This is a genomic window from Nocardia sp. JMUB6875, from assembly GCF_041154655.1.
GTDB lineage: Bacteria > Actinomycetota > Actinomycetes > Mycobacteriales > Mycobacteriaceae > Nocardia.
Map to the genome: position 1 here is coordinate 1 of NZ_BAAFGR010000122.1, position 24,719 is coordinate 24,719.

Sequence of the window (24,719 nt, forward strand, 5' to 3'; positions counted from 1 at the left end):
GGGGAGGGCCGCGGCGTGGCGGCGGAGTACGGCCGCGAGCATGGGATCGGCGGTGAGCTGGGGCAATTCGAGGTCGCTCGCGCGGTAGGTGACGCTGTTGCGGGCGGCGCCGAATTCCAGGTCGGTGGTGCCGAAGAAGTCGGTGAACGCCTCGGTTCGGCGTGGGGCGCGCTGTTCGAAGGTCATGCGCACGGGATCGAGCCCGCGCCCGGTCATCTGCCGGATGCGCGACACCACGAAGCCCAGCCCGGACTGCACGCCCAGGTCCCGGCCCAGCCCCTCGGCATTGATCATGTGCAGGTCGAAGGTGGCCTCGGTCTCGGTCCGCGCGCCGGCCTCGAAGCGGAAGTTGGTGCTCACCGCGCTGATGTAGGGGCTGATCACGGTCAGCCCGTCGAGCAGGGTGTCGGAGGTGGAGATCAGGTAGTCGAACAGGCCGAACTCGCCGAGCCGGTACTCGGCGAGCATGCGCAATGTCGCGTCCGGATCATCGGTTTCGTGGCTGACCAGCTCCCACAGCCGCGGATAGATATCGCTGGCCACCCGTGCGCTGCCCGCGGCCGCCATCCACTCCGGGAGCCCCGCCGCGCGCGCCAGCCGATGCGGATCGATGCCCGCTCCGACCGCGTGACGCAGGACGAACCGGGGCAGCGAAACGGTGTCGTAGGTCTGCACACGCCAATGGTGCGGGGAATTCCCGGCCGGAAACCGGGAATTCGCCGAACTGTGAGCCATCCGGCTCGCCACCCCGGCCCGCCGTTGCGAGCCTCGGAGTTTTGCTGCGAGTCGCGCGGCGTGTCAGGCGCGCAGGAAGGTTGCCGCTATGCCCCAGAAACGTCGGCTGTCGATCTCCTGGAAATCCCATGTCTGCGTGAGGCCGTGGGTGGTGGTCACGATGCCGGGCACGTCGAAATCCTCGTGCGAGGCGGCGCCCGTGGCCTCCAGGGCGGCGATGACGTAGGCGGTGGCCGTTTCCACGGTGTGGGCGGCGTACTGGGGCATGGGAGCTCCGATCTGTAGTAGGGGCTTGGACTGTCGTAGGGCCTTGGGGCGGTGCGGTTTCAGCGGGTGGTATCGCTCAGTACGTCCTCGTAGCGGTACTCGGTGGTAATGGTTTCGCCGGCCGCGTGCGCCTGCTCCTCGCGGCGGCGCAGGTCGACGCGGCGGATCTTGCCGGAGATGGTTTTCGGTAGTTCGGTGAATTCCAGACGGCGCACGCGGAGATAGGGAGCCAGGTGATCGCGGGCGTATTCGAGGATGGCGCGGGCGGTTTCACGGTTCGGCTCCCATCCTGCCGCGAGTGCGACGTACGCCTTGGGCACCGCGAGCCGCGTGTCGTCGGGCTGGGGCACCACGGCGGCCTCGACCACGGCCGGATGCTCGATGAGCACGCTCTCCAACTCGAAGGGGGAGACCTTGTAGTCGGAGGACTTGAAAACGTCGTCGGTGCGGCCGATATAGGTGATGTAACCGTCCGAATCCCGGCTCGCCACATCGCCGGTGTGGTAGTAGCCGCCGTCCATGACCGCGGCATTGCGCTCCGGATCACCGAGATAGCCGGTCATCAGATTGACCGGCGTCGCGGACAGATCCAGGCAGATCTCGCCCTCGTCGGTGAGCGCTCCGGTGATCGGATCCACCAGCACCACCGGCACACCGGGCGCCGGGCGGCCCATGGAACCGGGCTTGAGCGGCTGGCCGGGCGTATTGCCCACCTGCAGTGTGGTTTCGGTCTGGCCGAAGCCGTCGCGGATGGTCAGACCCCACGCCTTCTCCACCTGGGCGATGACGTCCGGATTCAACGGCTCACCCGCGCCGAGGATTTCGCGCAGGCCAATCGGTCGCTCACCCAGATCGGCCTGAATCAGCATGCGCCACACCGTCGGCGGCGCGCAGAACGTGTTCACCTCGGCGCGGCGCAGCTGATCCAGCAGCGCGGCGGCGTCGAAACGCGCGTAGTTGTAGACGAAGATGGTCGCCTCGGCCAGCCACGGCGTGAAGAAACAGCTCCAGGCGTGCTTGGCCCAGCCGGGCGCGCCGATGGCCAGATGCACATCGCCCGGGCGGACGCCGATCCAGTACATGGTGCTCAAATGACCGACCGGGTAACTGATCTGGGAGTGCTGCACCATCTTCGGCTTGCTCGTGGTGCCGGAGGTGAAATAGACCAGCAGGGGATCGGTGACCTCGGTGACGGCCCGGAAGGGCCCCGCCGACTCGACCGTGGCCGCCTCGGCGTAGTCGTGCCAGCCCGCGACCGGCTCGCCCACCACGATGCGGGTGTAGTCGCCGGGCACCTCGTCGAACTTGCCGGTGTCGGCGTGATTGGCGATGACGAAACGCGCTGCGCCGCGCTCGATCCGGTCGATGAGATCGGCCGGGCCCAGCGCGCCGGTGGTCGGCATGATGACCGCGCCCAGCTTGGCCACCGCCAGCATGGCCTCCCATAGCTCCACCTGATTGCCGAGCATGAGCATGACCCGGTCCCCCTTGCCGACGCCCAGTCCGGCCAGCCAGGTGGCCACCCGGTCGGAGCGGGCGGCCATGTCGGAGAAGGTGATCCGCTGTTCCGAGCCGTCCTCCTCGACGATCCACAGCGCGGGCCGGTCGTTGTCGCGGGCGATGACGTCGAACCAGTCGGTGGCCCAGTTGAATTCGCCGGTCAGCCGGGGCCACTCGAACTCGCGCACGGCGGCGTCGTAATCCGTCGCCACGGCCAGCAGCCCGTCGCGGGCCGCGCGGTACACCTCGGTATTGCTCATGCGTTCTCCTCGGTCAGGCCGAGCAATCGCGCGCCGATCTCGCGCATCTCGACCTTGCGGATCTTGCCGGTCACCGTCATCGGGAACTCGTCGACGAGGTGGACGTAGCGGGGAATCTTGTAGTGGGCCAGCTTGCCGGTGCAGTACTCGCGCAGGCTCTCGGCGGTCAAAGGCGTTGTACCCGGGCGCATCCGGATCCAGGCCATCAGCTCCTCGCCGTACTTGGCGTCGGGCACGCCGATCACCTGGGCGTCGAGGATGTCGGGATGGGTGTAGAGGAATTCCTCGATCTCGCGCGGGTAGATGTTCTCCCCGCCGCGAATCACCATGTCCTTGATGCGGCCGGTGATGGCGACATAGCCGTCGTCGTCCATGGTGGCCAGGTCGCCGGTGTGCATCCAGCGGGCGGCGTCTATCGCCTCGGCGGTCTTCTCCGGCTCACCCCAGTAGCCGAGCATGACGGAATAGCCACGGGTGCACAGTTCGCCGGCTCGTCCACGCGGGAGGGTTACCCCGGTGACGGGGTCGACAATCTTGATTTCTATATGCGGCCCCGCCCGGCCGACGGTAGCGGTGCGCTGGGTCAGCGAATCATCCCGCCGGGTCTGGGTCGAGACCGGCGAGGTCTCGGTCATCCCGTAGCAGATGCTCACCTCGCGCATGCCCATGCGCTCGATGACCTGCTTCATCACCTCCACCGGGCACGGCGATCCGGCCATGATGCCGGTGCGCAGCGAGGACAGGTCGTAGGTGTGGAATTCCGGATCGGCCAGCTCGGCGATGAACATGGTCGGCACCCCGTAGAGCGAGGTACAGCGTTCGGCCGCAACGGCCTCCAGGGTGGCGCGCGGATCGAAGGCCGGGGCCGGAATGACCATGGCGGCCCCGTGGCTGGTGGCGGCCAGATTACCCATCACCATGCCGAAGCAGTGGTAGAAGGGGACCGGGATGCAGATGCGGTCCTGCTCGGTGTAGCCGCACAGCTCGCCGACGAAGTAGCCGTTGTTGAGGATATTGTGATGGCTGAGCGTCGCGCCCTTGGGGAAACCGGTTGTGCCCGAGGTGTATTGGATATTGATCGGGTCGTCGGTGGACAACGCCGATCCCGCCGCCGCCAGTAGATCCGGATCGGCCGCCCGGCCGTTGACGAACAGCTCCCGCCATTCCGCGCTGTCGAGCAGCACCACCTGCTCCAGCTCCGGGCAGTCCGGCCGCACCTCGGTGATCATGGCCGCGTAATCGGAGGTCTTGAACGCCGGCGCCGCCACCAGCAGCCGAATCCCGGCCTGCCGCAGCACATACCGCAACTCGTGCGCCCGATACGCCGGATTGATATTGACCAGGATCGCGCCGATCTTGGCGGTGGCGTACTGGGTCAGCGTCCACTGCGGGCAGTTCGGGGCCCAGATCCCGACCCGGTCGCCCTTGCCGATCCCGGCGGCCAGCAGACCCAGCGCCAGCGCGTCCACCTCGGCGGTGAACTCGCGATAGGTCCAGCGGATGCCGGTGGTGTAGTCGATCAGCGCCTCGCGATCCGGGTGCGCGGCGGTGGTCCGGTCCAGATTCGCGCCGATGGTGTCGCCCAGCAGCGGCGCGTCCCAGACCCCGAAGGTGTAGCTCAGCGAGGCTTCGGCGGGGTGTCCCGTCGCCTCGTGTCGGCCCGTGCTCTCGCTCACACCAGTAGGATCTACGTCACACCTGCCCCCGACTACCCCCGAAAGGGGCTGACCGATGACCCCGGCCACAGACGGGCTGCTGCGCCCGAGTGACGGTGACGCGCTGCGCGCTGAGCTGCGCGGACTCGCCGCCCTGTCCAAGCTGCCGGTCGTCTTCGGGGGCGAGGTGCACGCGGGCACGCTGGTGCTCAGCGAGTTCGTGGGCACCCGCACCAACGGCATGCGCGGGCTCGCCGTCGCGCCGAGTTCCGGGCTGGGCGGGTCCGCGGTGGCGACGGGCAAACCGCGCTCGGTGGCCGATTATCGCTCGGCCTCGACCATCACCCACCACTACGACGGGCCGGTCCTCGGTGAGGGGCTGCGCGCGGTGGTGGCGGTGCCGGTGGTGGTGAAGGGCGAGGCGCGCGCGGTGATCTACGTGGCCAACCGGGATTCGGGGGTGATCGGCGACCGCATCGCCGACGAGATGGTGCAGGCCGGGCGGCGGCTCGCCACCGAGCTCGCGATTCGCGACGAGGTGGATCGGCGGCTGCGGCTGTCCTTCGCCCAGCAGGCGATGACGAGCGCCAATGCGGTTGTCACCGAACAGCTTCGGGACCTGCACGCGGAATTGCGAGGCATCGCCCAGGTGGTGTCCGAGCCCGCGGCGCGCTCGCGCCTGCGGGATGTGACCGAGAAACTCGCCCGCCTGGTCTCGGGCGTCGCCGCCCCCGACGATGCGGTGACGCTCGCGCCCCGCGAATTGGACGTATTGGCGCACATCGCGCTCGGCTGTACGAATTCGGAAGCCGCGCAGCGTCTTTCGGTGGGCGCGGAAACGGTGAAGAGCTACCTGCGCAGCGCCATGACCAAACTCGGCGCCCATAATCGCCACGAGGCGGTCGTGCGAGCACGCCGCCTCGGGCTACTTCCGTAGGGACTCAACGTCTTTCGGGGTTTCAGGGGCTTGCCCCTGAGAGTTACGAGAGTTGTATCAATCCGCTACGAGATGGCGGATGGTCTCGCCGCCCTTCGCGTGGTGGAGTCGGCCGAACTTGCTGTCGAGTAGGTGAGCCATGCTTTCAGCGGCTCCGAGGTAAGCGTCCTCCGCGGTTCCGGCGCGGTGCGTCACCGCTACCGGTGGCTGGCCCTTGGGCCGGGCTTCGAGAGAACACTTCTTGTCTTCGGATCCACCCTTGTGGCCGTTCACATCGGTGATGTGGGCTTCTACGCGGGTGAGATGATCCGCGAATCGATCCAGAATCGAAGCGATGGAGTCAGTTGCTTCCTGGGCGATCGCGCCGCCACCGACATGCTTGTCGGCGAAGACCTGGATTTGCATGGCATCTCCAATCTCTCGGAATAGCCGAGAACTTGCTGACACCACAGACCCTACTCGCTATTCATGGCTTTCGCCGGTCTGAAAGATCACCTCTAAGGGACCTCTTATGAAAGGTAATGTGGCAAGCGAGCTTTGCGCCGGAACAGGTTCCGATGGCGCTATCGCGGGGTCGCGGTGAGTTCGCGGCCGGTGTCCTCGAGGTGATGCCCCGCCGCGCAGCACAGGGTCGCGCGGACCGGCGCCCCGCAGTCGGCGTGCGTGACGGCCAGCGGCGGCCCCTCCGGCCCGGCCAGGTGCTTGTCACCCCACTGCATGAGCGCGGTCAGCACCGGCTGTAGTTCCCGCCCGGCCGCGGTGAGCCGATACTCCTGCCGGGTGCGCGCGCCCGGCTCGCGGTAGTCCCGGCGCTCCAGGATTCCGGCCTCGACCAGCCCGCGCAGCCTGCGCACCAGCACCGCGCGCGGTGCGCCGGTGGCCTCCTGAATGGCGTCGAAGCGGCGCACGCCGAGGAACACCTCGCGCAGGGCCAGCAGCGACCATTGCTCGCCGATCAATTCCAGGGTGGCGGCCACCGAACAGTTCCGTGCCATCCCGTGATTCTACCTAGGTTCGCATTGTGAACTCAGAGTGTCAGTGTCCTGGATATGACGACCTTCGACGCTCCCGCCGGTTGGGGAGAAGCGCGCAGTAAGACCGTGCAGTGGTACGACCCCAAGGTCGGACTCGAGGCCGCGCCCGGCAAGACGGGTCTGGAATACCTCACCGCCATGGCGAACGGGGAGATCCCGGGCGCGCCGATCGCCGGGCTGATGAACATGCGCCCGGTCAGCGCCGGGCCGGGCGACGTCGTATTCGCCTGCAGCCCAGACGAATCCATGTACAACCCGATCGGGCTGGTGCATGGCGGCGTGGCGTGTACGTTGCTGGACTCGGCGGCCGGGTGTGCCGTGCACACCACGCTGCCGGCCGGGGTCGGCTACACCTCGATCGAGATCAAGGTGAACTATCTGCGGCCCATCCACGCGCACACCGGCGAGATTATCGCCCACGGCTGGGTCACCAAGCCGGGCAAGCGCGTCGCCTTCGCCGAGGCGGACCTGCGCGACGCGGACGGCGCGCTGCTGGCCACCGCGACCAGCGCCTGCCTGATCATCGGGGGATAGGTTTCAGCTCAGCGGTCGCGAGGTCCAGCTCAGCGGGTCGCGAGATCGAGCACGGTGAGCGCCAGGTGTTCCGCCGCCAGCGGGTGCCCCAGGGCCTTCGCGGCGGCGGAAACGGCTGCGCGGGAATCGGATTCGGTGAGCAGCTCGGTGAGCGCCGTGCGCAGGTTGGCGACCGTGGCATCCTCGCCGACCAGCGCGCGGGCGGCATTGTGCTCGGCCAGGATTCGCGCATTGCGGATCTGCTCGCCGCCGACCGAATGCGGGTAGGGGATCAGCACCGAGGGCTTGCCCAGGGTGGTGAGTTCGGCGAGAGTGCCCGCGCCGGAACGGGATACGACCACATCGGTCAGCGCCAGCACGTCGGGCAACTCGGGGCCGATGAACTCGCGGACCAGGTAGCGGCCGCGCACCTGCTCGGGCAGCGTGGCGGCCAGGTCGCGGACCTTCTCGTAGGACAGGCGGCCGCACTGGTGAATCACGTTGGCGGACTGCAGAAGTTCGGGCAGCAGCTCGGCGATCAGATCATTGATCTGCACCGCGCCCTGCGCGCCGCCGGTGATGTACACGGTCGGCAGTCCCGGGGTGTAGCCGTCCCAGTCGAGGGCCTTGACCGCGGCGCTCGCGTCGCCGGTGGTGAGCGCGGGCCGAATCGGGTTGCCGGTGACCAGCGCCCGGCCCCGCACCTTGGCGGGCAGCATATCGATCGAGGCCTCGGAGCTGAGCGCGATGCGGTCGGCCATCCGGGCCAGCAGCAGGTTGGCCTTGCCGATGCCGGTGGTCTGCTCGTGGATCACCAGCGGGCGGCGGCGCAGCGCGGCGGCCATGCCGATCGGGGCGCAGACATAGCCGCCGGTGCACAGCACGGCGTCCGGCCGGAACTTCCCGACCACGCCCTGGGCGGTGACGACGCTGACCGGCACCCGCAGGGCATCGCGTGCATTGTCCTTGTTGAGCATTTTGAGCGGATTGCGGTCGCGCCGTAGCTTTCCGGCCTTGATCCCGTTGAAGTCGATGTCGTTCTCGGCGGCCACCCGTTGTTCCAGGCTGTCGGGGACGCCGACCCACAGCACCTCGGCCTGCGCGCCCGCCTCGGCGGCCAGGTCGCGCAGCGCGCGCACGGCCGCCACCGCCGGATAGGTGTGCCCGCCCGTGCCGCCCCCGGCGACGATCACCCGGACCCGGCCACGATCGCCCAGGCGCCGCAGGATCGGGGCGCGGTCGGCGGCGGGATTCGACATGGACGATCCTCCTGGTACGGCGGGCGGGTTGTGCACGGGGCAGCGCCCAGGCTATCGCGACAGCGGCCCTGATGACTGTTCCGGCTGGTACTGGTCGGTCCGGTGAGATTGCGGGGTGTTGGCGAGACGGCAACGGGCCTCTACCATGGTTGTGACGCTGATCACGTTGTCGCAGTGAGAGTTCTGCCGCGCTCCATCCACCCGGCGCCCAGCGAGAAGGCCCCCGCATTGAAGCCCTTCACCCTGCCCGATTTCTATCTCCCCTTCCCCGCCCGGCTCAATCCCCATTACGAGTACGCCCGCGCGCACGCCGCCGCGTGGGCGCTACGCCTGGGCATGCTCGGCGAGCCCGGGGTCGACGGCAAACCCATCTGGGACGCCGAGAAATTGGATCGGATGGACTACGCGCTGCTGTGCGCCTACACCCATCCCGACTGCGACGCCGAGGCTTTGGCGCTGCTGACCGAGTGGTACATCTGGGTCTTCTACTTCGACGACTGGTTCCTCGCGCGGTGCAAGACCACCCGCGATCGCGCCGAGGCCACCGAATACCTGCGGCGGCTGGAACTGTTCATGGGCGAACCGGGTTGTCCCGCACCGGAACCCGAGACGCCGTCGGAGGCGGGTCTGGCCGACTGCTGGGCCCGCACCGTCCCGGTCATGTCGGCGGACTGGCGGCGGCGCATGCGGGTCAGCACCCACCACCTCATCGTCGAATCCCTCTGGGAACTGGACAATATCGCCCGCGACCGGGTGGCCAATCCGATCGAGTACCTCGAGATGCGCCGCCGGGTGGGCGGCGCGCCCTGGTCGGCGGCCCTGGTGGAATTCGCCTGCGGCGCCGAGATACCCGGCCGGTTCGCCGCCGAGCGCCCGCTGCGGGTGCTGTGCGAGACCTTCGCCGACGCCGTGCATCTGCGCAACGATCTGTTCTCCTACGAACGCGAGGTGCGCGTCGAAGGCGAGAACGCGAACCTGGTGCTGGTGCTGGAACGGTTCCTGGGCCTGCCCGTCCAGGCCGCGGCCGAACTCACCAATGACGTACTCACCTCGCGGCTCCAGCAATTCGAGGACACCGCGCTGGTCGAGGTGCCGCAGCTGTTCGCCGAGCGCGCGGCCACGCCCGCCGAGCAGCTGGCCGTGGCGCGATACACCCGGGGCCTGCAGGACTGGCAGAGCGGCGGGCACGAGTGGCACCTGCGGTCGAGCCGGTACATGAACAGCGGGATCGATCGCGGGCCCACCGGGCTGGGCACCGCCTCCGCGCGGCTCGCCCCCGGGCTGCGCGTGCGGCTGAATCAGCATGTGCCGCCGCCCCGGACGCCCGGACCGCTGCCGGTGCGCGGGCTTGCCGTGCCGTCCGTCGTGGCCGTGAATCCGCACCTGGCGGTCGCGCGCGCCGATGTGGGCCGCTGGGCCGCGTCCGTGGGCCTGCTGGATCCGGTGGTGGGCTGGACGGCCGAATCGGTGGCCGACACCGACTTCGCCGCGCTCATGGCCATGGTCGATCCCGGTGCCGGTGCGGCGGAGCTGATGTCGCGCACGCGCTGGACGGCCTGGGGGACCTACGCCGACGATCTGATCACCAGGGTCTTCCGCGCCGCACCGCTCTCCGGGCGAGACCAGCTGCGGCGCTTACCGCTTCAGGTGTCCGACACCCCGCCTCCGCCGAGCACCCCGCTCGAGCTCGGCCTGTCCCGGCTGTGGCATGACACCGCGCCCGGACTCGACGCCGTCGCGCGGAACCGGCTGCGGGTGGCGCTGATCGAGCTGGTCGAGGGTTGGGAGTTGGTGCTGGAGAACGAAACCCGGCACCGCCTGCCCGATCCGGTCGACTACCTGGAGGTGCGGCGGCTGACCTCCGGCGGCCCGCTGTTCCGCGCGCTGGACACCCCGTCCGCGCCCGACTTGCCGACCGGCGCCAGGGCTTCCGCTCTCGCCGACACCGGTATCGTTCGGCAGCTGGAGAATTCGGCCCACGATTACGCGGCACTGATCAACGACCTCTACTCCTATCAGAAGGAGATCGAATACGACGGCGAGCTGCACAATCTGGTGTATCTCACCCAATCGTTCCTGGGCTGTTCCCGCGAGCGCGCCGCCGATATCGTCGTCGACCTCGCCAACGAACGTTTGCGGCAATTCGAATTCATTGTGCGTGAGCAGATTCCGGGATTCTTCGCCGATCACCGACTGCCCGCGCCGGTGCGGAGCGCGACCCTCGCGCATATCGACCGGCTGCGCCATCACATGGCGGGAAACGCCTACTGGCACAGCCGCACCGGCCGTTATGCCGAAAAGACGCCGCGGGCGGCCCGGCCGCTGCCGCACCGCCCGCACGGCCCCTTCGTCAGCGTGTTCGCCGATCCGGCGGTCCGGCGCTGAGGCGTCCGCGACCGCGAGTCCGCAACAGTCACTGGAGGTTGCCATGAGTTCGTCGACAGCGGCCGATCCCGCCTTCTCCCGCCGGGAAGGCAAGCGGGACAGCGCGATCGGACCCGGTGACCGCGCCCGGTTTCTCTTACGCCGGGCCCAGCGCCTGACCACCCCGCTCATGCGGGTCGCGGTCGACACCCTGCCCGAGGAGTTACGGGTGATGGCCGGATACCACTTGGGCTGGTGCACCGCCGACGGCTCCGCCACCGCGGACCGCGCGGGTAAGGGGCTGCGGCCCGCGCTGGTGCTGGCCGCCGCCGTGGCAGCGGGCGGTCAGGCGCGCGCCGCCCTGCACGCCGCGGCCGCGGTCGAAATGGTGCACAACTTCACGCTGATCCACGAGGACGTCATGGACGGCGACACCGAGCGCCGTGGCCGCCCGACGGTGTGGCGGCTGTGGGGCGTCGACGACGCGGTGCTGGTGGGAGACGCCCTGCACAGCCTGGCGATCTGGACCCTCGCCGATGCCCCGGCGGCCGCGCTGGGCGCGATCGCCCGGCTCGAGGACGCGGTCATCGAGGTGTGCCTGGAGCGGGACAAGGGCTCGGCCCTGCTGTCGTGCGCGTGTGCCGTCGGTGCGCTGTCGGCCGGCGCTCCGGCGGAGGTGGTGGCGGCCCTGGACCGGTTCGGCCGGGATCTCGCGCACCGGCAGGCGAGCGTGAGCATCGCGTCCGGCCTGCCCGCCGCCGATTTGCTGGCGCTGGCCGATTGCGTCGGCGCGCGGCGCTAATGAACTCGACCGGACGGTTCATATTGCGCGGCAATATCTTTCCGTGATGCAACGGTCAAGCGCGCTTGACCCGAACTCATGGGACTAAAGTAATCGATTCACCGGAATCCATTGCTCCAAAACAACTGGGCTGTCACGATATCCCACACGCGGTGAGCGGGCTCGATGCGATTCACCGTCGAAATATCAACCAGGCGTGCGCTTTTCGCACTCGGTTTGTTTCCGGCTGCCACTACGCCTATTTCGCCATGCCTATTTCCCAGGAGTTCGAGCATGACCACGGGAACCGTCGCCGGATCCGGGCGACTGCCGACGCCGGGCCGTGCATTCGCCGGGGAATTGGTCCGGGAATTGGCGCAGGCCGCGGTCACCACGCGCACCGGGGTGCTGCGGGTGACCGGGGAGCCGGGCGGAGACCTCTATGTCGTTCGCGGCCTGGTGGTCACGGTGGATTCGCCCGGCGCGCCCGGGGTGCGCGCATTGCTCGCGCGCCCCGGGCGCACATCGACGGGACCGGCCGATCTCCGCGTCGTGGCCATGATGGCCGCGCTGGACGGCTGTTTCGCCATCGCTTCGGGCTGGATCGGAAGTTGTTGCTGGCAGCCCGATTCCGGGCCGGACGGGCCCGAGCAGCCGCCGGTGCCCGGCATCGATCCCGGCTGGCTGCTGCTGGAGACCGAACGCCGGCTGGGCGCGCTCGCCCACGGGCGCGTCTCACCGCATCGCAACCACCTGTCGCTCACCGAGCGCGGGCGGGCGCTGCTCAGCGCTCCCGGCGGCGGGCGCCGCCACGAGATCCTGCTCTGGGCCAATGGCCGGCGCAGCTGCCGGGACATCTCGATGCTGTTGTGCCGCAGCCTGTACGCGGTCACCGTCGAGGTCGCCCGGATGCTCGAGGACGAACTGCTGGCCATCGCGCCGGTGACGGCCGAACCACAGGCGCCCGGGATCGAACCGAATCGCGCCGGTCCGGTCCGCTTCCTGCTGCCGCGCCGTCGCCGCGGCGCCAGCGGCATCAACGACGCACTCCCGCCGTGCCCGCCCCGGCCCGCGCGCGGGCAGCGGCTCTTGACCCCGATAAGAACAGAGAGGGCGTAATGAACACTACGAGCGGAGCCGGCGGACCCGGCAGCATGACCGACCGGGTCGCGACGCTGGTCAAGGTGCTGAGATCGGAGGTGCCCGACTGCATCGCCGCGGGCGCCATCGATATGGCCACCGGCATGCTGCTGGCGGTCGAGACCGTCGACAACCACCCGCAGGAGGTGCTCGATCTGCTGGCCGCGGCCACGCTGGAGCTGTTCCAGGGCCGCAATGTGGTGATGATCGAGAACATCTGGAAGGAGCGGCGCGGAATCCGCTTGGAGCGCCACTACTTCCAGGAGATTCTCGTCAACAGCGACAACCTCACCCACCTGTTCATCCGCACCGAGAGCCGCGAGGACGTGGTCGTGGTGATGGTGTGCCGCAAGTCGGTCAATGTCGGCATGCTCTTCGCACAGGCCCGGCGGGTGCTCAAGGACATCGGCCGGCTCTAGGGAATCGCTAGGGAATGAATCGCTAGGGAATACGGGCCACGCCGCCCAGCATGCTGACCGCCTCCGGGCGCGGATGCGGCCGGTATTCCTCGGGCCGCCACAGGGTCACGGCGGTGATGCCCGGCGGCACCAGGGCGAATCCGTCGAAGAACTTCGCGAATTCCGCGCCCGAGCGGAGCCGGAAGGGGACGCCGCTGCGCTGGTTGGCCTCGCTCGACCGCTCCAGATCCTCCTCGTCGAGATAGTCGCTGGTGGCGTGGGACATGACCAGGAAGCTGCCGGGCGCGAGCGGTTCGGTGAGCTGTCTGATCAGCTCGTAGGGGTGGTTGTCGTCGGTCATGAAATGCATGACGGCGACAACCATGAGCGCGACCGGTTGGCTCAGATCGAGCGTGGCCAGCAGGTCGGCATGCTTCAGGATGGCCTGCGGGTCACGGAGATCGGCGTCGATGAAGGCGGTTTTGCCCTCCGGGGAGCTGTTGAGCAGATCGCGGGCGTGCAGCAGCACGATCGGGTCGTTGTCGACGTAGACGATGCGCGACTCCGGGGCGATGCCCTGCGCGATCTCGTGCACATTACCCGCGGTGGGCAGGCCGCTGCCGATGTCGAGGAACTGGCGGATGCCCGCCTCGGCGGTCAGGTACGCGGTGGCCCGGCGCAGGAAATTGCGGTTCTCCACCGCCGCGAGCTGCACCGTCGGGAAGGCCTCGGCCACGGCGTCGGCGGATTCGCGGTCGGCGGCGAAATTGTCCTTGCCGCCCAGCCAGTAGTCGTACCGGCGCGCGGGATGCGGCTTGGTGGTGTCGATCCGCTCCGCCGCTGAATCCGAGTTCACTTCGCTCCCAACTCTTTTCGGCTAGTGTCTGAAACATGGAGTTGCGCTATAGCCCATACGATTTCGATGTCCACGCCGATCCGTATCCTTACTATGCCAGGTTGCGAAGCGAGGCCCCGGTTTACCGGAACGAGGACGACGACTTCTGGGCGCTCTCGCGCCACGCCGATGTGCTCGCCGCGCTGCGCGATTCGGAGCGTTTCTCCAGCAAGAACGGCCTGCGCATGGAGCCCGCGTTCTGGGGACCGCAGGCCGAGCGCTTCTTCTCCTTCGTGGCCATGGATCCGCCCAAGCACACCCGGCTGCGCGGTCTGGTGGCGCGCGCGTTCACCGCGCACCGGGTGCAGTCGCTGCAGCCGCGGCTGCGCGAGATCGCGGTCGGCCTGCTGGAACCGCTGCTCGCGCGCGGCAGCTTCGATCTGATGGCCGAGTTCGCCGGGCCGTTCCCGACCGAGGTGATCTCCGAACTGGTCGGTGTGCCCGAGAACGATCGGGAAATGCTGCGCAAGCTCGGCATGGAGATCATGTACACCGAGGAGGAGTCCACCGATCTGCGGCCCGAGGCCATGCAGGCCATCGGCGCGCTCGTCGGCTACTACACCGAACTCACCATCGAGCGCGCGAAATCCCGGCAGGAGGACCTGCTCTCGGGTCTGCTCGACGCCGCCGACGGGGACGACCGGCTGAGCCCGGAGGAGATCGTCGGCGTCCTGATCCTGTTGATCGGCGCGGGCATCGAGACCAGCATGCTCACCTTCGGCAATGCCTGGCACGCCGCCGCACTGCATCCCGACCAGCGCCGCCGGGCGCTCGATGGCGGTGTGGACGCCTGGATCGCCGAGTCCATGCGGTGGGATCCGGCCACCCAGGCCCAGCTGCGCACCACCACCGAACCGATCGAGCTGCACGGTGTTTCGATTCCGGCGGAGGCCCGCATCCTGCTGCTCACCGGTGCGGCGAACCGTGACCCGGAGGTGTTCGCCGATCCCGACACCTACGACCTGGACCGTGATACGTCTGCGTCGCTGGTCTTCGGCAGTGGACGGCACCATTGCCTGGGCTCCAATCTGGCTCTGCTCGAACTGCGCACGGCCTTGACCGAAATCGCCAACCGAGTCAGTGATTTCGAGGTGGACACGGCCGCCTCGAAGCGCATTCACGCCTCCAACAACCGGGGTTTCGCCAGCCTGCCCACCACGGTCACGCTGCGCTGATCCTCGTCTCTATGCCCCGGCGGATCCGCCGGGGCAGCACGGTGAGGCAGAAGGAGATCCAGCACAGGCCGACCAGCCATCCGGCCAGGACGTCGGTCGGCCAGTGCACGCCCAGGTAGAGGCGGGACAGGCCGACCGCGATCACGAAGACGGTCGCGAGGACGACCGCGGCGACGCGGGTCGCGCGGCCCCAGACGGGCAGGGCCACGGCCATCAGGATGCCGATCACCACGGTCGAGCCGAGCGCGTGGCCCGACGGGTACGAGTGGTTGGTCTCGGTGACCAGGTGGTCGATCACCGGCGGCCGGTCGCGGCCGATCAGCAGTTTGCCGAAGTAGGTGAGCGCGCCCGCGCCGAGCGCGGCGATCGCGATCAGGATCGCCTGTTCCCAGTACCTGCGCCAGGCCAGCAGGACGACCGCCAGCGTCGAGTAGATCGTGACGGAGATGGTGTCGCCCGCGGTGCTGACTCCCTTGGCGACGGTGGTCCAGGTTTCGGTGCGATGGTCGATGAACCATTGCAGCCAGGGCGAATCCGGTCCGGCCGGGCCGTTGTACCAGAGCACCACACAGGTGAGCACCAGGATCGCCGCGGTCAGCGCCAGCGTGACGAGGACGCCGATGAGGGTGCGATCGGGGTAGCGGATCGGGAGGTGCGTAGGGGGCGCGGCTTCCTGTGCTGGCGGTGCGGACGGCATACCTTCGAGGTTGCCACGTCATCGCTGAGAGGAGGGTGAGAGCCGGATCTGCGATCAGCTCTCCGGGCGCAGCAGGCCCCGATTGACGAGGCCGAGCACCTGCGAGACGGCGAAGTCGAGCTCGGATCCGGTGGCGGACAGCGAGCCGTCGAGGAGCAGATCGGCCAGTCCGTGCACGGCCGCCCACGCGGCGATCTCCGCGCCCGGGCGCAGTTCCGGATCCATCAGCCCGGCCGCCGCCGCCTCGTTGAGCACCTGGCTCAGGACGCGATGCGGGTCGTCGGCCGGTTCCGGCGGCGCCGTCGCATGCGCGCCGAAGGCGGTGCGGAACAGCCCGGTTCGGGTCAGCGCGAAATCGATGTAGGCGGTGCCGACGGCGTACAGCCGCATCCGGGGATCGTCGGCGCGAGCAACGCGCTCCCGCATCTCGGCGGCGAGTTCGGCGCGGGCGTGCCGCGAGACCTCGGCGAGCAGGGCCTCCCGATCGGCGAAGTGGCGGTAGGCGGCCGAGTGCGAGACCCCGGCCGCGCGGGCGACCTCACGCAGCACCACCCGGTCCGGCCCGCCCTCGCGTGCCAGGACGATGCCCGCCTCGACGAGCGCCGCGCGAAGTGCGCCGTGGTGATAGGTGGCCCGTCGCTCGGGACCCGCTGAACTCATGGAAGCCAGCATCGCACAGTCGGCTCGGATGTTGACGGCGGTCACATGCGCTCGCATACTGGCAGATGTGACCAGTGGTCACTCTCTGGCCCGCATCCCAGCCTTCGAATGAAAAGTGCTGATATGAACGACATCTCAGTCGACACGCCCTACTCCTCCGGCGTCTCCAGAATCGACATCGAAAAGGCCCTGATCGCCGCCGGCCGCGACCTCGGGGCGCTACAACTCACCGACCTCGCCCTGGTCGAGGACTTCCACACCATGGGCCGAATCGCCACCGGCGCCTTGGCCGAACTCGCCAGGCCCACCCCGGAGAGCCGGGTACTCGACGCCGGAAGCGGAATCGGCGGCACCGCCCGCTTCGTCGCCGACACCTACGGCTGCCGGGTGACCGCGGTCGACCTGACCGAGGACTACTGCGAAACAGCCCGCTGGCTCAACACCCTGGTCGGTCTCGAAGACCGCATCGTCGTGCAGCAGGGCGACGTCACCGACTTGCCTTTCGCGACAGGCAGTTTCGACGTCGTGTTCAGCCAGCACGTACAGATGAACATCCCCGACAAGAACGCGCTGTACCGAGAGGTGCATCGCGTCCTGGATACCGCTGGCCTGCTTGCCATCTGGGACATCACAGTCGCCGAGGACGCCGTCGCGGACTACCCGCTACCCTGGGCCGACCGCCCGGACCAAAGCCATCTGCTGACACCGGCCGCCCTGCGCGCGGTCCTCGAACGCTCGGGCTTCGCGCTCGAACACTGGGACGACCTCACCGACCAGGCAGCCACAATAATGCGGATGGTACTGACCGCCCCGCCGAACCCCGTTGGCCTCCAAGTCTTCGTCCCCAACTTCGCCGAAAAGATCGAACACCTGACCCAGGCCCTGTCCGACGGCCGACTACGCGCCATTCGAGCTATCGCGGTCAAGTGAGTCTGGTGCGACGATCTCAGCAGCCCAGGCAGCCGGGCGGAACGATCTCGCACCACCAGGGTTTCGGGGGTGGGATGGGCTCGTTGGGGTCGCCCGCGCCCGAGACCAGCCAGTCACCCTGCACGGATACTTCGCGGCCATCCAGCGGGCGGGTGGCGGGGCCGGTGGCGACCGAACCGTCGAGGTTGAACTTGCTGCCGTGGCAGGGGCAATTGATAGTGCCGCCCGAGATTTCGTTGACCGCGCAGCCGAGATGGGTGCAGATCACCGAGAGTCCGACGTAGTTTCCTGCATTGGGCTGTGTCACAACGGTATTGCCGACGATCAGGCCACCGCCTACCGGAATCTCGGAGGTGCGGGCGAGGGCATTGTCGGGTGCGCCGGGCTCGGTCACCGTGACCGGGGCGGGCTCGGCCGCCTGGGGTTGTTCGGCGGCCGGTGCCACCGGCGGGGCGGGGGCGGGACCCGCTATCAGTTGGCCCGCTTGCACATTGACCTCGCGGGCCGCGAGACCGCGCGTGGCGGGACCCCGCACCAGGGAACCGTCGAGCGCGAATTGGCTTCCGTGGCAAGGGCAATTGATGACGCCGCCCGATACAGAGTTGACCGCGCAGCCCTGATGCGGGCAGACCGTCGAAAAGGCAAGGTAGTTACCGACATTCGGCTGGGTGACCACGGTGTCACCGAGGATCACGCCGCCGCCGACCGGCACCTGGGATGCGGCGGCCAGGACGGTCCCGTCGATCGGCGCCGGACCCGGTTCCGCCGCAGGCGCTTCCGAGCTCGGCGCCGGTGTCGTGGTGGGTTCCGCGGTGGTGAGCGGCGCGCCCGTGGTGGCCGTCGCGGTGGATGTGGTGGCGGCTGTGGGCGACGTCCCGCGCTGCGTCGTACAGGCGGCCGCCGCCATCACCACCCCCGCCGCGACGACGATCTCCCTGCGCCCTATGTGATCGACACTCATGGTGGACCTCGATTGCTCGGCACGCCGATGTGGTTGAAACGGGACAGCGCCTGATTCGGTTCACCGCGTTCGGTTCGATCCGCACGACCGGCGGTTCTGTGTCACGGTGGATTCGTGTTCCGCGATCGGGTGGCGAAGATGAGGTGGCGGCCGGGATCGGGCCGGTTGGTGACGATCATGGCGGTCTGCTTCGGCCTCACCGTGGTGATCACCCGGCTGTACCTGATGGCCTCGGGCTATCCCAAGATCGGCGGCAAGACCTACCACATCGCGCACGCCCTCTTCGGCGGATTACTGCTGGTCGTCGCCTGTCTGGTGATCTTCCTGTTCGCCGGGCGCGCGGCCCTGACCACCGCGGCCATGCTCTCCGGCGTCGGGCTGGGCCTGTTCATCGACGAGGTCGGCAAGTTCATCACCTCGGACAACGATTACTTCTTCCCGCTCGCCGCGCCCATCATCTACCTGGCCTTCCTGCTGATCGTGCTGGTCGCCCGCTATGCCGCGCGCAGCCGGGTCCGCCCACCCGCGCTGGTACTCGCCGATGTCACCACCCAGGTCGGCATGGATCTGGGCGCGCCGATCACCCTGGAACAACGCAACTATCTCCTCGACAACCTCGACCGCGTGGACCGCAGCGGTTTCAGCCCCGACACCGTGCAACTCTGCGACGCCCTCGGCACCTACCTGCGCACCAGCCACCGGCGGGCCGAACCCTCCCGATTCACCCGGCTGGGGCGCGTGCACCGGCGCTTCGAAGACACCCTGCTCCCGCAGCGACTGATGGCGGCCCTGCTCATCGCGGTACTCATCGGCGATGCCGCCTGGACGCTGCTGCGGCTGGTGCTGGCCGTCATCGTGCTCGCGGGCTGGCATTCGCCGTGGACGGCGCTCAACCATTTCCTCGATGTCACCCAGAATCACGGCTGGAAATCGTTGGTGGGCTTGGGCATCGCGGCGGTGGCCGAACTGCTCGTCGGCATCGGCTGCGCGGTGGCCGCGTGGCAGTGGATCCGCGGCCGGGTGGATATCGGTGTCCGGTGGGGCATCTGGTCCAACATCCTGTCCCTGACCGTGGTGAATGTGCTGGCAAGCTATTTCAGCCAGTTCCTCACCGTGTTCACCGCCATAGCCGAAGCCCTGCTGCTTTGGCTCCTCATCCGCTACCGGACGCGATACTGTTCGGTGTGAGCGCATTTCGGCACAGCCCTCCCCCGGCGAAGTCGAGAGGGCGGGTTCCGCGCAATGCCGAGCTACTGCTGTGCGTGGCGGCGCTGGCCCTCACCGCCTTCGCGTATCTGGCCATGACCTCGGCCACCGGCAACGGCATCGACGGCCAAGGCATTCGCGCCCTCATAGTTTTCACGGTGTTCGTGCTGGTTTCGCATCTGGCCGTGCGCCGCTGGGCCCCCGCCGCCGACCCGGTGCTGCTGCCGTGTGTGGTGCTGCTCAACGGCGTCGGGCTGGTGCTCATCGACCGGCTCGACCGCGCCGAGGCGACCACCGCCAAGAACGCGGGCAAGGCGATCCCGTCCTCGGATTCCGCGCACCAGCTGATCTGGACCGGCCTGGGCATGCTGCTGTTCGTGCTGGTACTGGTCCTCGTCCCCGACCACACCAAACCCGCGCGCTACGGCTACACCTGCGGTCTGGCCGGTGTGTTCCTGCTGCTCATTCCCGCGCTGCTGCCGTCGCGGTTCAGCGAGGTCAACGGCGGCAAGAGCTGGATCCTGCTGAGCGGATTCTCGATTCAGCCCGGCGAATTCGCCAAGGTACTGCTCATCATCTTCATCGCCGCGTTCCTGGTGGCCAACCGCGAGCTGTTCACCACCGCCGGAAAACGCTTCCTGGGCATGACCTTCCCGCGGCTGCGCGACCTCGCCCCGCTGCTGCTGGTCACCTTCGTCGCGGTGCTCGTGCTCGTCTACGAGAAGAACCTGGGCTTCTCGCTGCTGATCTTCGGCACCGTGCTGGCCATGATGTACATCGCCACCGGGCGGGCGTCGTGGCTGCTGGTCGGCCTGGCCATGTTCTCCGTCGGCGCGATCATCGCCTACAACCTGTTCGGCCACGTGCGGGTGCGCGTGCAGGTGTGGGAGGACCCGTTCGCCACGTATTACACGACGGGATACCAGATCTCGCAGGGCCTGTTCGGCATGGGCACCGGCGGTCTGGCCGGGACCGGGCTGGGCAGCGGGCGGCCGCAGGACGTGCCGTTCGCCAAGACCGACTTCATCATCTCCACCATCGGCGAGGAGCTCGGGCTGATCGGGCTGGGCGCGGTGCTCGCGCTGTTCCTGATCCTGTGCGTGCGCGGGTTCAGCGCCGCCCTCACCACCCGCGACGCCTTCGGCAAACTGCTCGGCGGCGGGCTGGCGTTCTCCATCGGCTGGCAGCTGTTCGTGGTCGTCGGCGGTGTCACCAAACTGATTCCGCTGACCGGTCTCACCACGCCGTTCATGTCCTACGGCGGTTCCTCGCTGCTGGCCAACTACATCATCCTGGCCCTGCTCATCCGCATCTCCGCCGACGCCCGCTCGGCCCCGCCGCCACCCGCGCGGCCGGCGCCGACCGTCCCGCCCATCGCCGAGGCCATGACCGAACACGTGTCGCGCCGGCTGCTGCCACGCCGACGCTGATCCAAACCCTGTGCCGCCCGGCCGGAATGGGTGGAAGCTGTTCGGGTGACATCTTCAAGCCCAGCGGGTCGGACCGCGCTCGACAATGTCCGAGTCTTCGACGGCCGCACCTTCGGCGAACCCACCACCATCGTCATCGACGGCCCGGTCCTCGGCACCGACGACACCGGCGCGCAGCGCATCGACACGGCGGGCGCGTTCCTGCTCCCCGGCTTCATCGACGCGCATGTGCACATCCACGACACCGAATCCCCCGGCCGATTCACCGCTTTCGGCGTGACGACCGCGCTGGACATGGCCTGCGATCCCGGCATCGTGGCGGGTCTGCGCAATACCGTCGGCACCACCGACGTCCGCAGCGCGGGCCTGGCCATCGTCGGCCCCGAGGGCATGCACAGCACATTCCTGCCCGAGGCCGCCATCATCCGCACCCTCGACCAGGCCGAACCCATGGTGGCCCAACGCCATTCCACCGGTTCCGACTACATCAAGCTGGTCCTCGAGGCCCCCGGCGAGGGCGGCCCCGACCCCGCCGCCGCGAAAGCCGTTGTCGCCGAGGCGCACGCCCGCGACCTGCTGGTCATCGCCCACGCGGCCGCGGTCGGCGCATACGAGCTGGCGATCGACCTCGGCGTCGACATCATCACCCACGTCCCCGTGGGATACCCCCTCCCGCAACACGATGTCGACCGCATCGCCGCCGAATCCCGCGTGGTCGTCCCCACCCTCACCATGATGGAAGGCATGGCCGCCGCCCGCGGCGTCCCCCAGGCCTTCGCCGCCGCCCTCGCCAACGTCACCGCCCTGCACGCCGCAGGCGCCCCGATCCTGGCCGGCACCGACGCCAACGCCTCCTCAGGCGTCCCCGTCAACCCCCAGTTCGGCGACAGCCTCCACTACGAACTCGAACTCCTGGTCCGAGCGGGCTTGTCGCCGGTCGAAGCCCTCAACGCCGCAACCACCCTCCCGGCCAAGTACTTCAACCTGTCCGACCGCGGCGCCATCACACCCGGCCTCCGCGCCGACCTCGTCCTCCTCGACGCCAACCCCCTCGACGACATCACCGCGACCAGGCAGATCCGCCAGGTCTGGTCCGCTGGGATTCCCGTTCCCCAGTAACTCGAATGGGCCTATTCCTACACAAACAGCCAAAAGATCGCAGGAACCTGCTCGCGAGCCCCCGAAAATGTAGGAATAGGCCCATTCGCGCACTCACCCCGGCCGCCCCCGCCGTCGTCGCCGGACCACACTCACCACTTCCTCCACACACTGGTCCAACCGCTCCAAAACATCGGCCGCCGCGTACCGAAGCACCAAATACCCGGCCCTGACCAGCTGATTCTGTCGGCGCCGATCTTGACGAAACACCAAGGGCGCACTGTGGAATTCACGCCCATCGATCTCGACGATCGTCCGCGATCGCTCATCGACCAAATCACACACGTACGGCCCGACCGGGTGGTTCGCCAGCAAATTCAGCCCGCGCCGTTTCAACGCACGGGCGAAGATCCGCTCGGGCTCGGACGCCGCGTTGACCGCGGCCTCCCGCAGTTGATTCCGGAACGCCGCGCGCCCGTGCAGTCCGGTATCGCAGAGCCGCAACGCATCCTGCGGGTGGACCCTACGGCCGATGTTCTCGTCGATGAGCAAATCGGCCTCGCTCGACGGAAGCACACCGACGCAATCCAGGACCGTCAGCGCCGGATGTGTGGTCGGCAGATCTTGTACCTCGCCGATCCATTCCACCGGTATGTCGCGCCGATAGAGGTGTAGCCACGGCGGCGTCTCCCGGTTCACCTCTCTCGGGACCGTCGCCTCTATCCGATCGGGCTCGGGCTGCATTCCCCACAGCCAGGCGGCCGTTCGATGACTCAGGACCGCTCGCGGCAGCCAGGCGACCACGGCTCGGCATCGGGCGATGGCATCCGGTGGCTTCGTGGAGAACACACCCGGGAGCACTCGCAGGTAATCGCCGCGTCTGCACCGATTGTCGATGGTGCTGGGCGCGATCCCTTCTTTCAGCAGTTCCGCTCGGGTTCGGATCACGGGTTACAGGGTGGCAGGGCACCGCGGTAACGGATGATCGCCGACCTGCGAATTCGTAGCGGGTGTGGATGAATCGGGACGGTGTGGACAGCGGGTGTAAAGCAGCTGTCCAATACGGATCACCGGCCTCCTCGAGACAGAGGCTTCTCGTTTTCGTGAGGTCCAACGGCCGCCGACCACGCTGAGTGACCCCGGTCTCTTTTCTAGGTCAGCGGAATTGCCGGGGCGTTGCTACCGTGGGCCGGATCGTCGTCGCGCAGTGCTGCCGGGCTCTCCGGCGACGGTGTGTGATTCGTCGAAAGCTGAGAGGGCGGCGTCGATGGTCGGGCCTGTTGCTGTCTGGACTGGGCCGCTGGAGCGGCGCAAAGCCACTGACGTGGCGGAATTCCTGCATGTTGTGGAGGAGTCGGCGCCGCTGCGGCGGATGCCGCGGTCGCCACGGATTCCGCTGGCGCCGGCGCAGGAACGGATGTGGCACGCCGCGGCCGCCGGACAGTCCGCTGACTGGAACGTTGCTCGTGCGTTTCGAATTCGTGGCGCGGTGGTGAATACGGCGGCGCTGCGGGCGGCCATCGACGATGTGGTGCGGCGGCACGCGCCGCTGCGGACCTGCTATCCCGCGACCGCCGACGGGCCGATCCAGATGGTGATGGACGCCGATGTGGCGCGCGTGGATGTCCGAGTGGTCGACAGTTTCCCCGGTGAGCTGACCGAGCGGATCGCCGAATTCTCCGGCCGCGCCTTCGATCTCGGGACCGAACTGCCGATCCGCGCCCGCATCTACCGGCTGGGCAGCCGGGATGTGGTGCTGGCGTTGGTGGTTCACCACATCTCGCTCGACGGCCAGTCCATCGGCCCGCTCATGCGCGACCTGGTCACCGCCTATCTCGCGCGCGGCGCGGGCCGGGCCCCGGCCTTCACCCCGCTGCCCGTCGACTTCATCGATTACACACTGTGGAAGCACGAGTATCTGGGCGCGTTCGACGACCCGTGCAGCCGCGCCAGCACCCAGCTGCGGTACTGGGCCAACAATCTCGTCGGCCGTCCGATACCGCTCGAATTGCCTTATGACAGGCCGCGTTCGGCGCGCCCGGACGCCACCGGCGATATCGTCCAGGTGCGGTTCGACGCACCCCTGCACCAGGCCCTGCTGGCCCGCGCCAAGCAGGCCGGGGCCAGCCTGTTCATGCTGCTGCAGACCGCGTTCGCGCTCAGTGTCGCCGCCTTCGCCAAATGCCCGGACGTGACCGTCGCGACCGCCGTCTCCGGCCGCGACGACCCGCAGCTCGCGGATCTGGTCGGCAATCTCGCCGACGATGTGCTGCTGCGCATCCGGATCGACCGCGCCACCGATATGAACGATCTGATCGACCAGGTCCGCCGGGTCGCGCTGACCGCCTTCGCTAATCCCGACACCCCGAATCCCCGTCTGCAGCGCAGCCTTCCGCAGGATCCGGCCCACCCGCTATTCCAAGCGACCCTCATCCTGCAGCGCGCCGACGCCGCCCCGCCCGCGGCCGCACCGGGCGGCATGTCGATCACCGACTTCCCGACCGGCGTCGTGCGCGCCAAGCACGATCTGGAATTCGGTCTCACCGAGAACTACGACCACACCGGCGCGCCCACCGGCATCGCGGGTCCGTTCCTGTATCCGACCGCTCGCTTCGACCGCGGTACGGCTACCCGTTTCGTCGAAACCTTCGGCACCATGGTCGAACTCGTCGCCTCCGGATACTCCGGGCCGCTCACGGCGCTGCTGCATCCCGAGCCCCGGCGGCGCGGTCGGCGCAGCCACCGCGGACGCTGATTCAGTAGGGCTGGGCTGTGGGGGACCAGCGGGCTGCGAGTTGGTCGGATTGGGCGCGGGGGAAGGAGA

General features: G+C 68.4%; 24 protein-coding genes. 12 read left to right on the top strand and 12 right to left on the bottom strand.

Annotated elements, in window-relative coordinates; genetic code table 11:
- The 4 genes from ACAM49_RS27270 to ACAM49_RS27285 all read right to left on the bottom strand — a co-directional run.
- On the bottom strand, window positions 1-675 hold a 675-nt coding region (locus ACAM49_RS27270), incomplete at its 3' end, for an AraC family transcriptional regulator ligand-binding domain-containing protein (RefSeq protein WP_369638411.1).
- A 123-nt stretch (window positions 676-798) separates the two neighbouring features.
- Window positions 799-1,002, bottom strand: coding sequence for a hypothetical protein (locus ACAM49_RS27275; protein WP_369638412.1), 204 nt, complete (start codon window positions 1,000-1,002; stop codon window positions 799-801).
- A gap of 59 nt (window positions 1,003-1,061) precedes the next feature.
- Complete coding sequence (locus ACAM49_RS27280; protein ID WP_369638413.1) at window positions 1,062-2,762, bottom strand: AMP-binding protein; 1,701 nt, start codon at window positions 2,760-2,762, stop codon at window positions 1,062-1,064.
- The gene (locus ACAM49_RS27285) at window positions 2,759-4,438 is read right to left on the bottom strand and encodes an AMP-binding protein (RefSeq protein WP_369638414.1); all 1,680 of its coding nucleotides are present in this window, start codon (window positions 4,436-4,438) and stop codon (window positions 2,759-2,761) included. Before ACAM49_RS27285 ends, ACAM49_RS27280 begins: the two co-directional genes overlap by 4 nt.
- 55 nt (window positions 4,439-4,493) lie before the next feature.
- On the opposite strand from ACAM49_RS27285, the gene ACAM49_RS27290 reads away from it, so the two are divergent.
- Window positions 4,494-5,354, top strand: coding sequence for a response regulator transcription factor (locus tag ACAM49_RS27290; RefSeq protein ID WP_369638415.1), 861 nt, complete (start codon window positions 4,494-4,496; stop codon window positions 5,352-5,354).
- 57 nt (window positions 5,355-5,411) lie between these two features.
- On the opposite strand, the gene ACAM49_RS27295 is transcribed toward ACAM49_RS27290, so the two are convergent.
- On the bottom strand, window positions 5,412-5,759 hold the full coding sequence (locus ACAM49_RS27295) for a hypothetical protein (protein ID WP_040816603.1): 348 nt from the start codon (window positions 5,757-5,759) through the stop codon (window positions 5,412-5,414).
- A 158-nt stretch (window positions 5,760-5,917) separates the two neighbouring features.
- Window positions 5,918-6,349: a winged helix-turn-helix transcriptional regulator gene (locus tag ACAM49_RS27300; RefSeq protein WP_369638416.1), complete on the bottom strand. Its 432-nt coding sequence runs from the start codon at window positions 6,347-6,349 to the stop codon at window positions 5,918-5,920.
- A 54-nt stretch (window positions 6,350-6,403) separates the two neighbouring features.
- Between ACAM49_RS27300 and ACAM49_RS27305 the strand changes: the two genes are divergently transcribed.
- Window positions 6,404-6,922, top strand: a complete 519-nt coding sequence (locus tag ACAM49_RS27305; protein WP_369638417.1) for a PaaI family thioesterase — start codon at window positions 6,404-6,406, stop codon at window positions 6,920-6,922.
- A 29-nt stretch (window positions 6,923-6,951) separates the two neighbouring features.
- Here the strand turns inward: ACAM49_RS27305 and ACAM49_RS27310 are convergent, their stop codons facing one another.
- Entirely contained in the window at window positions 6,952-8,160 is a 1,209-nt protein-coding gene (locus ACAM49_RS27310; protein WP_369638418.1) for a glycosyltransferase, read from the bottom strand.
- A 174-nt stretch (window positions 8,161-8,334) separates the two neighbouring features.
- Here ACAM49_RS27310 and ACAM49_RS27315 point away from each other — a divergent pair, with 174 nt between their 5' ends.
- From ACAM49_RS27315 to ACAM49_RS27330, 4 genes are all read left to right on the top strand, one after another.
- The gene (locus tag ACAM49_RS27315; protein WP_369638419.1) at window positions 8,335-10,545 is read left to right on the top strand and encodes a germacradienol/geosmin synthase; all 2,211 of its coding nucleotides are present in this window, start codon (window positions 8,335-8,337) and stop codon (window positions 10,543-10,545) included.
- A gap of 43 nt (window positions 10,546-10,588) precedes the next feature.
- The gene (locus ACAM49_RS27320; RefSeq protein WP_369638420.1) at window positions 10,589-11,326 is read left to right on the top strand and encodes a polyprenyl synthetase family protein; all 738 of its coding nucleotides are present in this window, start codon (window positions 10,589-10,591) and stop codon (window positions 11,324-11,326) included.
- 273 nt (window positions 11,327-11,599) lie between these two features.
- Window positions 11,600-12,424 (top strand): hypothetical protein, encoded by an 825-nt coding sequence (locus ACAM49_RS27325; RefSeq protein WP_369638421.1) that lies wholly within the window; start codon window positions 11,600-11,602, stop codon window positions 12,422-12,424.
- Window positions 12,424-12,864: a hypothetical protein gene (locus ACAM49_RS27330; protein WP_369638422.1), complete on the top strand. Its 441-nt coding sequence runs from the start codon at window positions 12,424-12,426 to the stop codon at window positions 12,862-12,864. The genes ACAM49_RS27325 and ACAM49_RS27330 overlap by 1 nt, the downstream gene beginning before the upstream one ends.
- Before the next feature lie 22 nt (window positions 12,865-12,886).
- Here the strand turns inward: ACAM49_RS27330 and ACAM49_RS27335 are convergent, their stop codons facing one another.
- Window positions 12,887-13,699 carry an SAM-dependent methyltransferase gene (locus tag ACAM49_RS27335; RefSeq protein ID WP_369638423.1) on the bottom strand — a complete coding sequence of 271 codons (813 nt, stop codon included), beginning with the start codon at window positions 13,697-13,699 and terminating at the stop codon, window positions 12,887-12,889.
- 101 nt (window positions 13,700-13,800) lie between these two features.
- Here ACAM49_RS27335 and ACAM49_RS27340 point away from each other — a divergent pair, with 101 nt between their 5' ends.
- Window positions 13,801-14,913 (top strand): cytochrome P450, encoded by a 1,113-nt coding sequence (locus ACAM49_RS27340; protein ID WP_369638424.1) that lies wholly within the window; start codon window positions 13,801-13,803, stop codon window positions 14,911-14,913.
- Here the strand turns inward: ACAM49_RS27340 and ACAM49_RS27345 are convergent.
- Window positions 14,900-15,610 carry a phosphatase PAP2 family protein gene (locus ACAM49_RS27345; RefSeq protein WP_369638425.1) on the bottom strand — a complete coding sequence of 237 codons (711 nt, stop codon included), beginning with the start codon at window positions 15,608-15,610 and terminating at the stop codon, window positions 14,900-14,902. The genes ACAM49_RS27340 and ACAM49_RS27345 overlap by 14 nt on opposite strands.
- A 54-nt stretch (window positions 15,611-15,664) precedes the next feature.
- Window positions 15,665-16,270: a TetR/AcrR family transcriptional regulator gene (locus ACAM49_RS27350; RefSeq protein WP_369638426.1), complete on the bottom strand. Its 606-nt coding sequence runs from the start codon at window positions 16,268-16,270 to the stop codon at window positions 15,665-15,667.
- A gap of 123 nt (window positions 16,271-16,393) precedes the next feature.
- On the opposite strand from ACAM49_RS27350, the gene ACAM49_RS27355 reads away from it, so the two are divergent.
- Window positions 16,394-17,200 carry a class I SAM-dependent methyltransferase gene (locus tag ACAM49_RS27355; RefSeq protein ID WP_369638427.1) on the top strand — a complete coding sequence of 269 codons (807 nt, stop codon included), beginning with the start codon at window positions 16,394-16,396 and terminating at the stop codon, window positions 17,198-17,200.
- A 16-nt stretch (window positions 17,201-17,216) separates the two neighbouring features.
- Here the strand turns inward: ACAM49_RS27355 and ACAM49_RS27360 are convergent, their stop codons facing one another.
- Entirely contained in the window at window positions 17,217-18,161 is a 945-nt protein-coding gene (locus tag ACAM49_RS27360) for a ubiquinol-cytochrome c reductase iron-sulfur subunit (protein WP_369638428.1), read from the bottom strand.
- Between the two features lie 114 nt (window positions 18,162-18,275).
- Here ACAM49_RS27360 and ACAM49_RS27365 point away from each other — a divergent pair, with 114 nt between their 5' ends.
- The 3 genes from ACAM49_RS27365 to ACAM49_RS27375 are packed head-to-tail and all read left to right on the top strand — an operon-like array spanning window position 18,276 to window position 21,916.
- Entirely contained in the window at window positions 18,276-19,349 is a 1,074-nt protein-coding gene (locus ACAM49_RS27365) for a hypothetical protein (protein ID WP_369638429.1), read from the top strand.
- Window positions 19,346-20,797, top strand: a complete 1,452-nt coding sequence (locus ACAM49_RS27370) for an FtsW/RodA/SpoVE family cell cycle protein (protein ID WP_369638430.1) — start codon at window positions 19,346-19,348, stop codon at window positions 20,795-20,797. Before ACAM49_RS27365 ends, ACAM49_RS27370 begins: the two co-directional genes overlap by 4 nt.
- Before the next feature lie 45 nt (window positions 20,798-20,842).
- Window positions 20,843-21,916, top strand: coding sequence for an amidohydrolase family protein (locus ACAM49_RS27375; RefSeq protein ID WP_369638431.1), 1,074 nt, complete (start codon window positions 20,843-20,845; stop codon window positions 21,914-21,916).
- Window positions 21,917-22,009: 93 nt separating this feature from the next.
- Here ACAM49_RS27375 and ACAM49_RS27380 read toward each other — a convergent pair whose 3' ends face one another.
- The gene (locus ACAM49_RS27380; RefSeq protein ID WP_369638432.1) at window positions 22,010-22,699 is read right to left on the bottom strand and encodes a DUF559 domain-containing protein; all 690 of its coding nucleotides are present in this window, start codon (window positions 22,697-22,699) and stop codon (window positions 22,010-22,012) included.
- A gap of 520 nt (window positions 22,700-23,219) precedes the next feature.
- Here ACAM49_RS27380 and ACAM49_RS27385 point away from each other — a divergent pair.
- Entirely contained in the window at window positions 23,220-24,650 is a 1,431-nt protein-coding gene (locus ACAM49_RS27385; RefSeq protein WP_369638433.1) for a condensation domain-containing protein, read from the top strand.
- The last annotated feature ends 69 nt before the right edge of the window (window positions 24,651-24,719 follow it).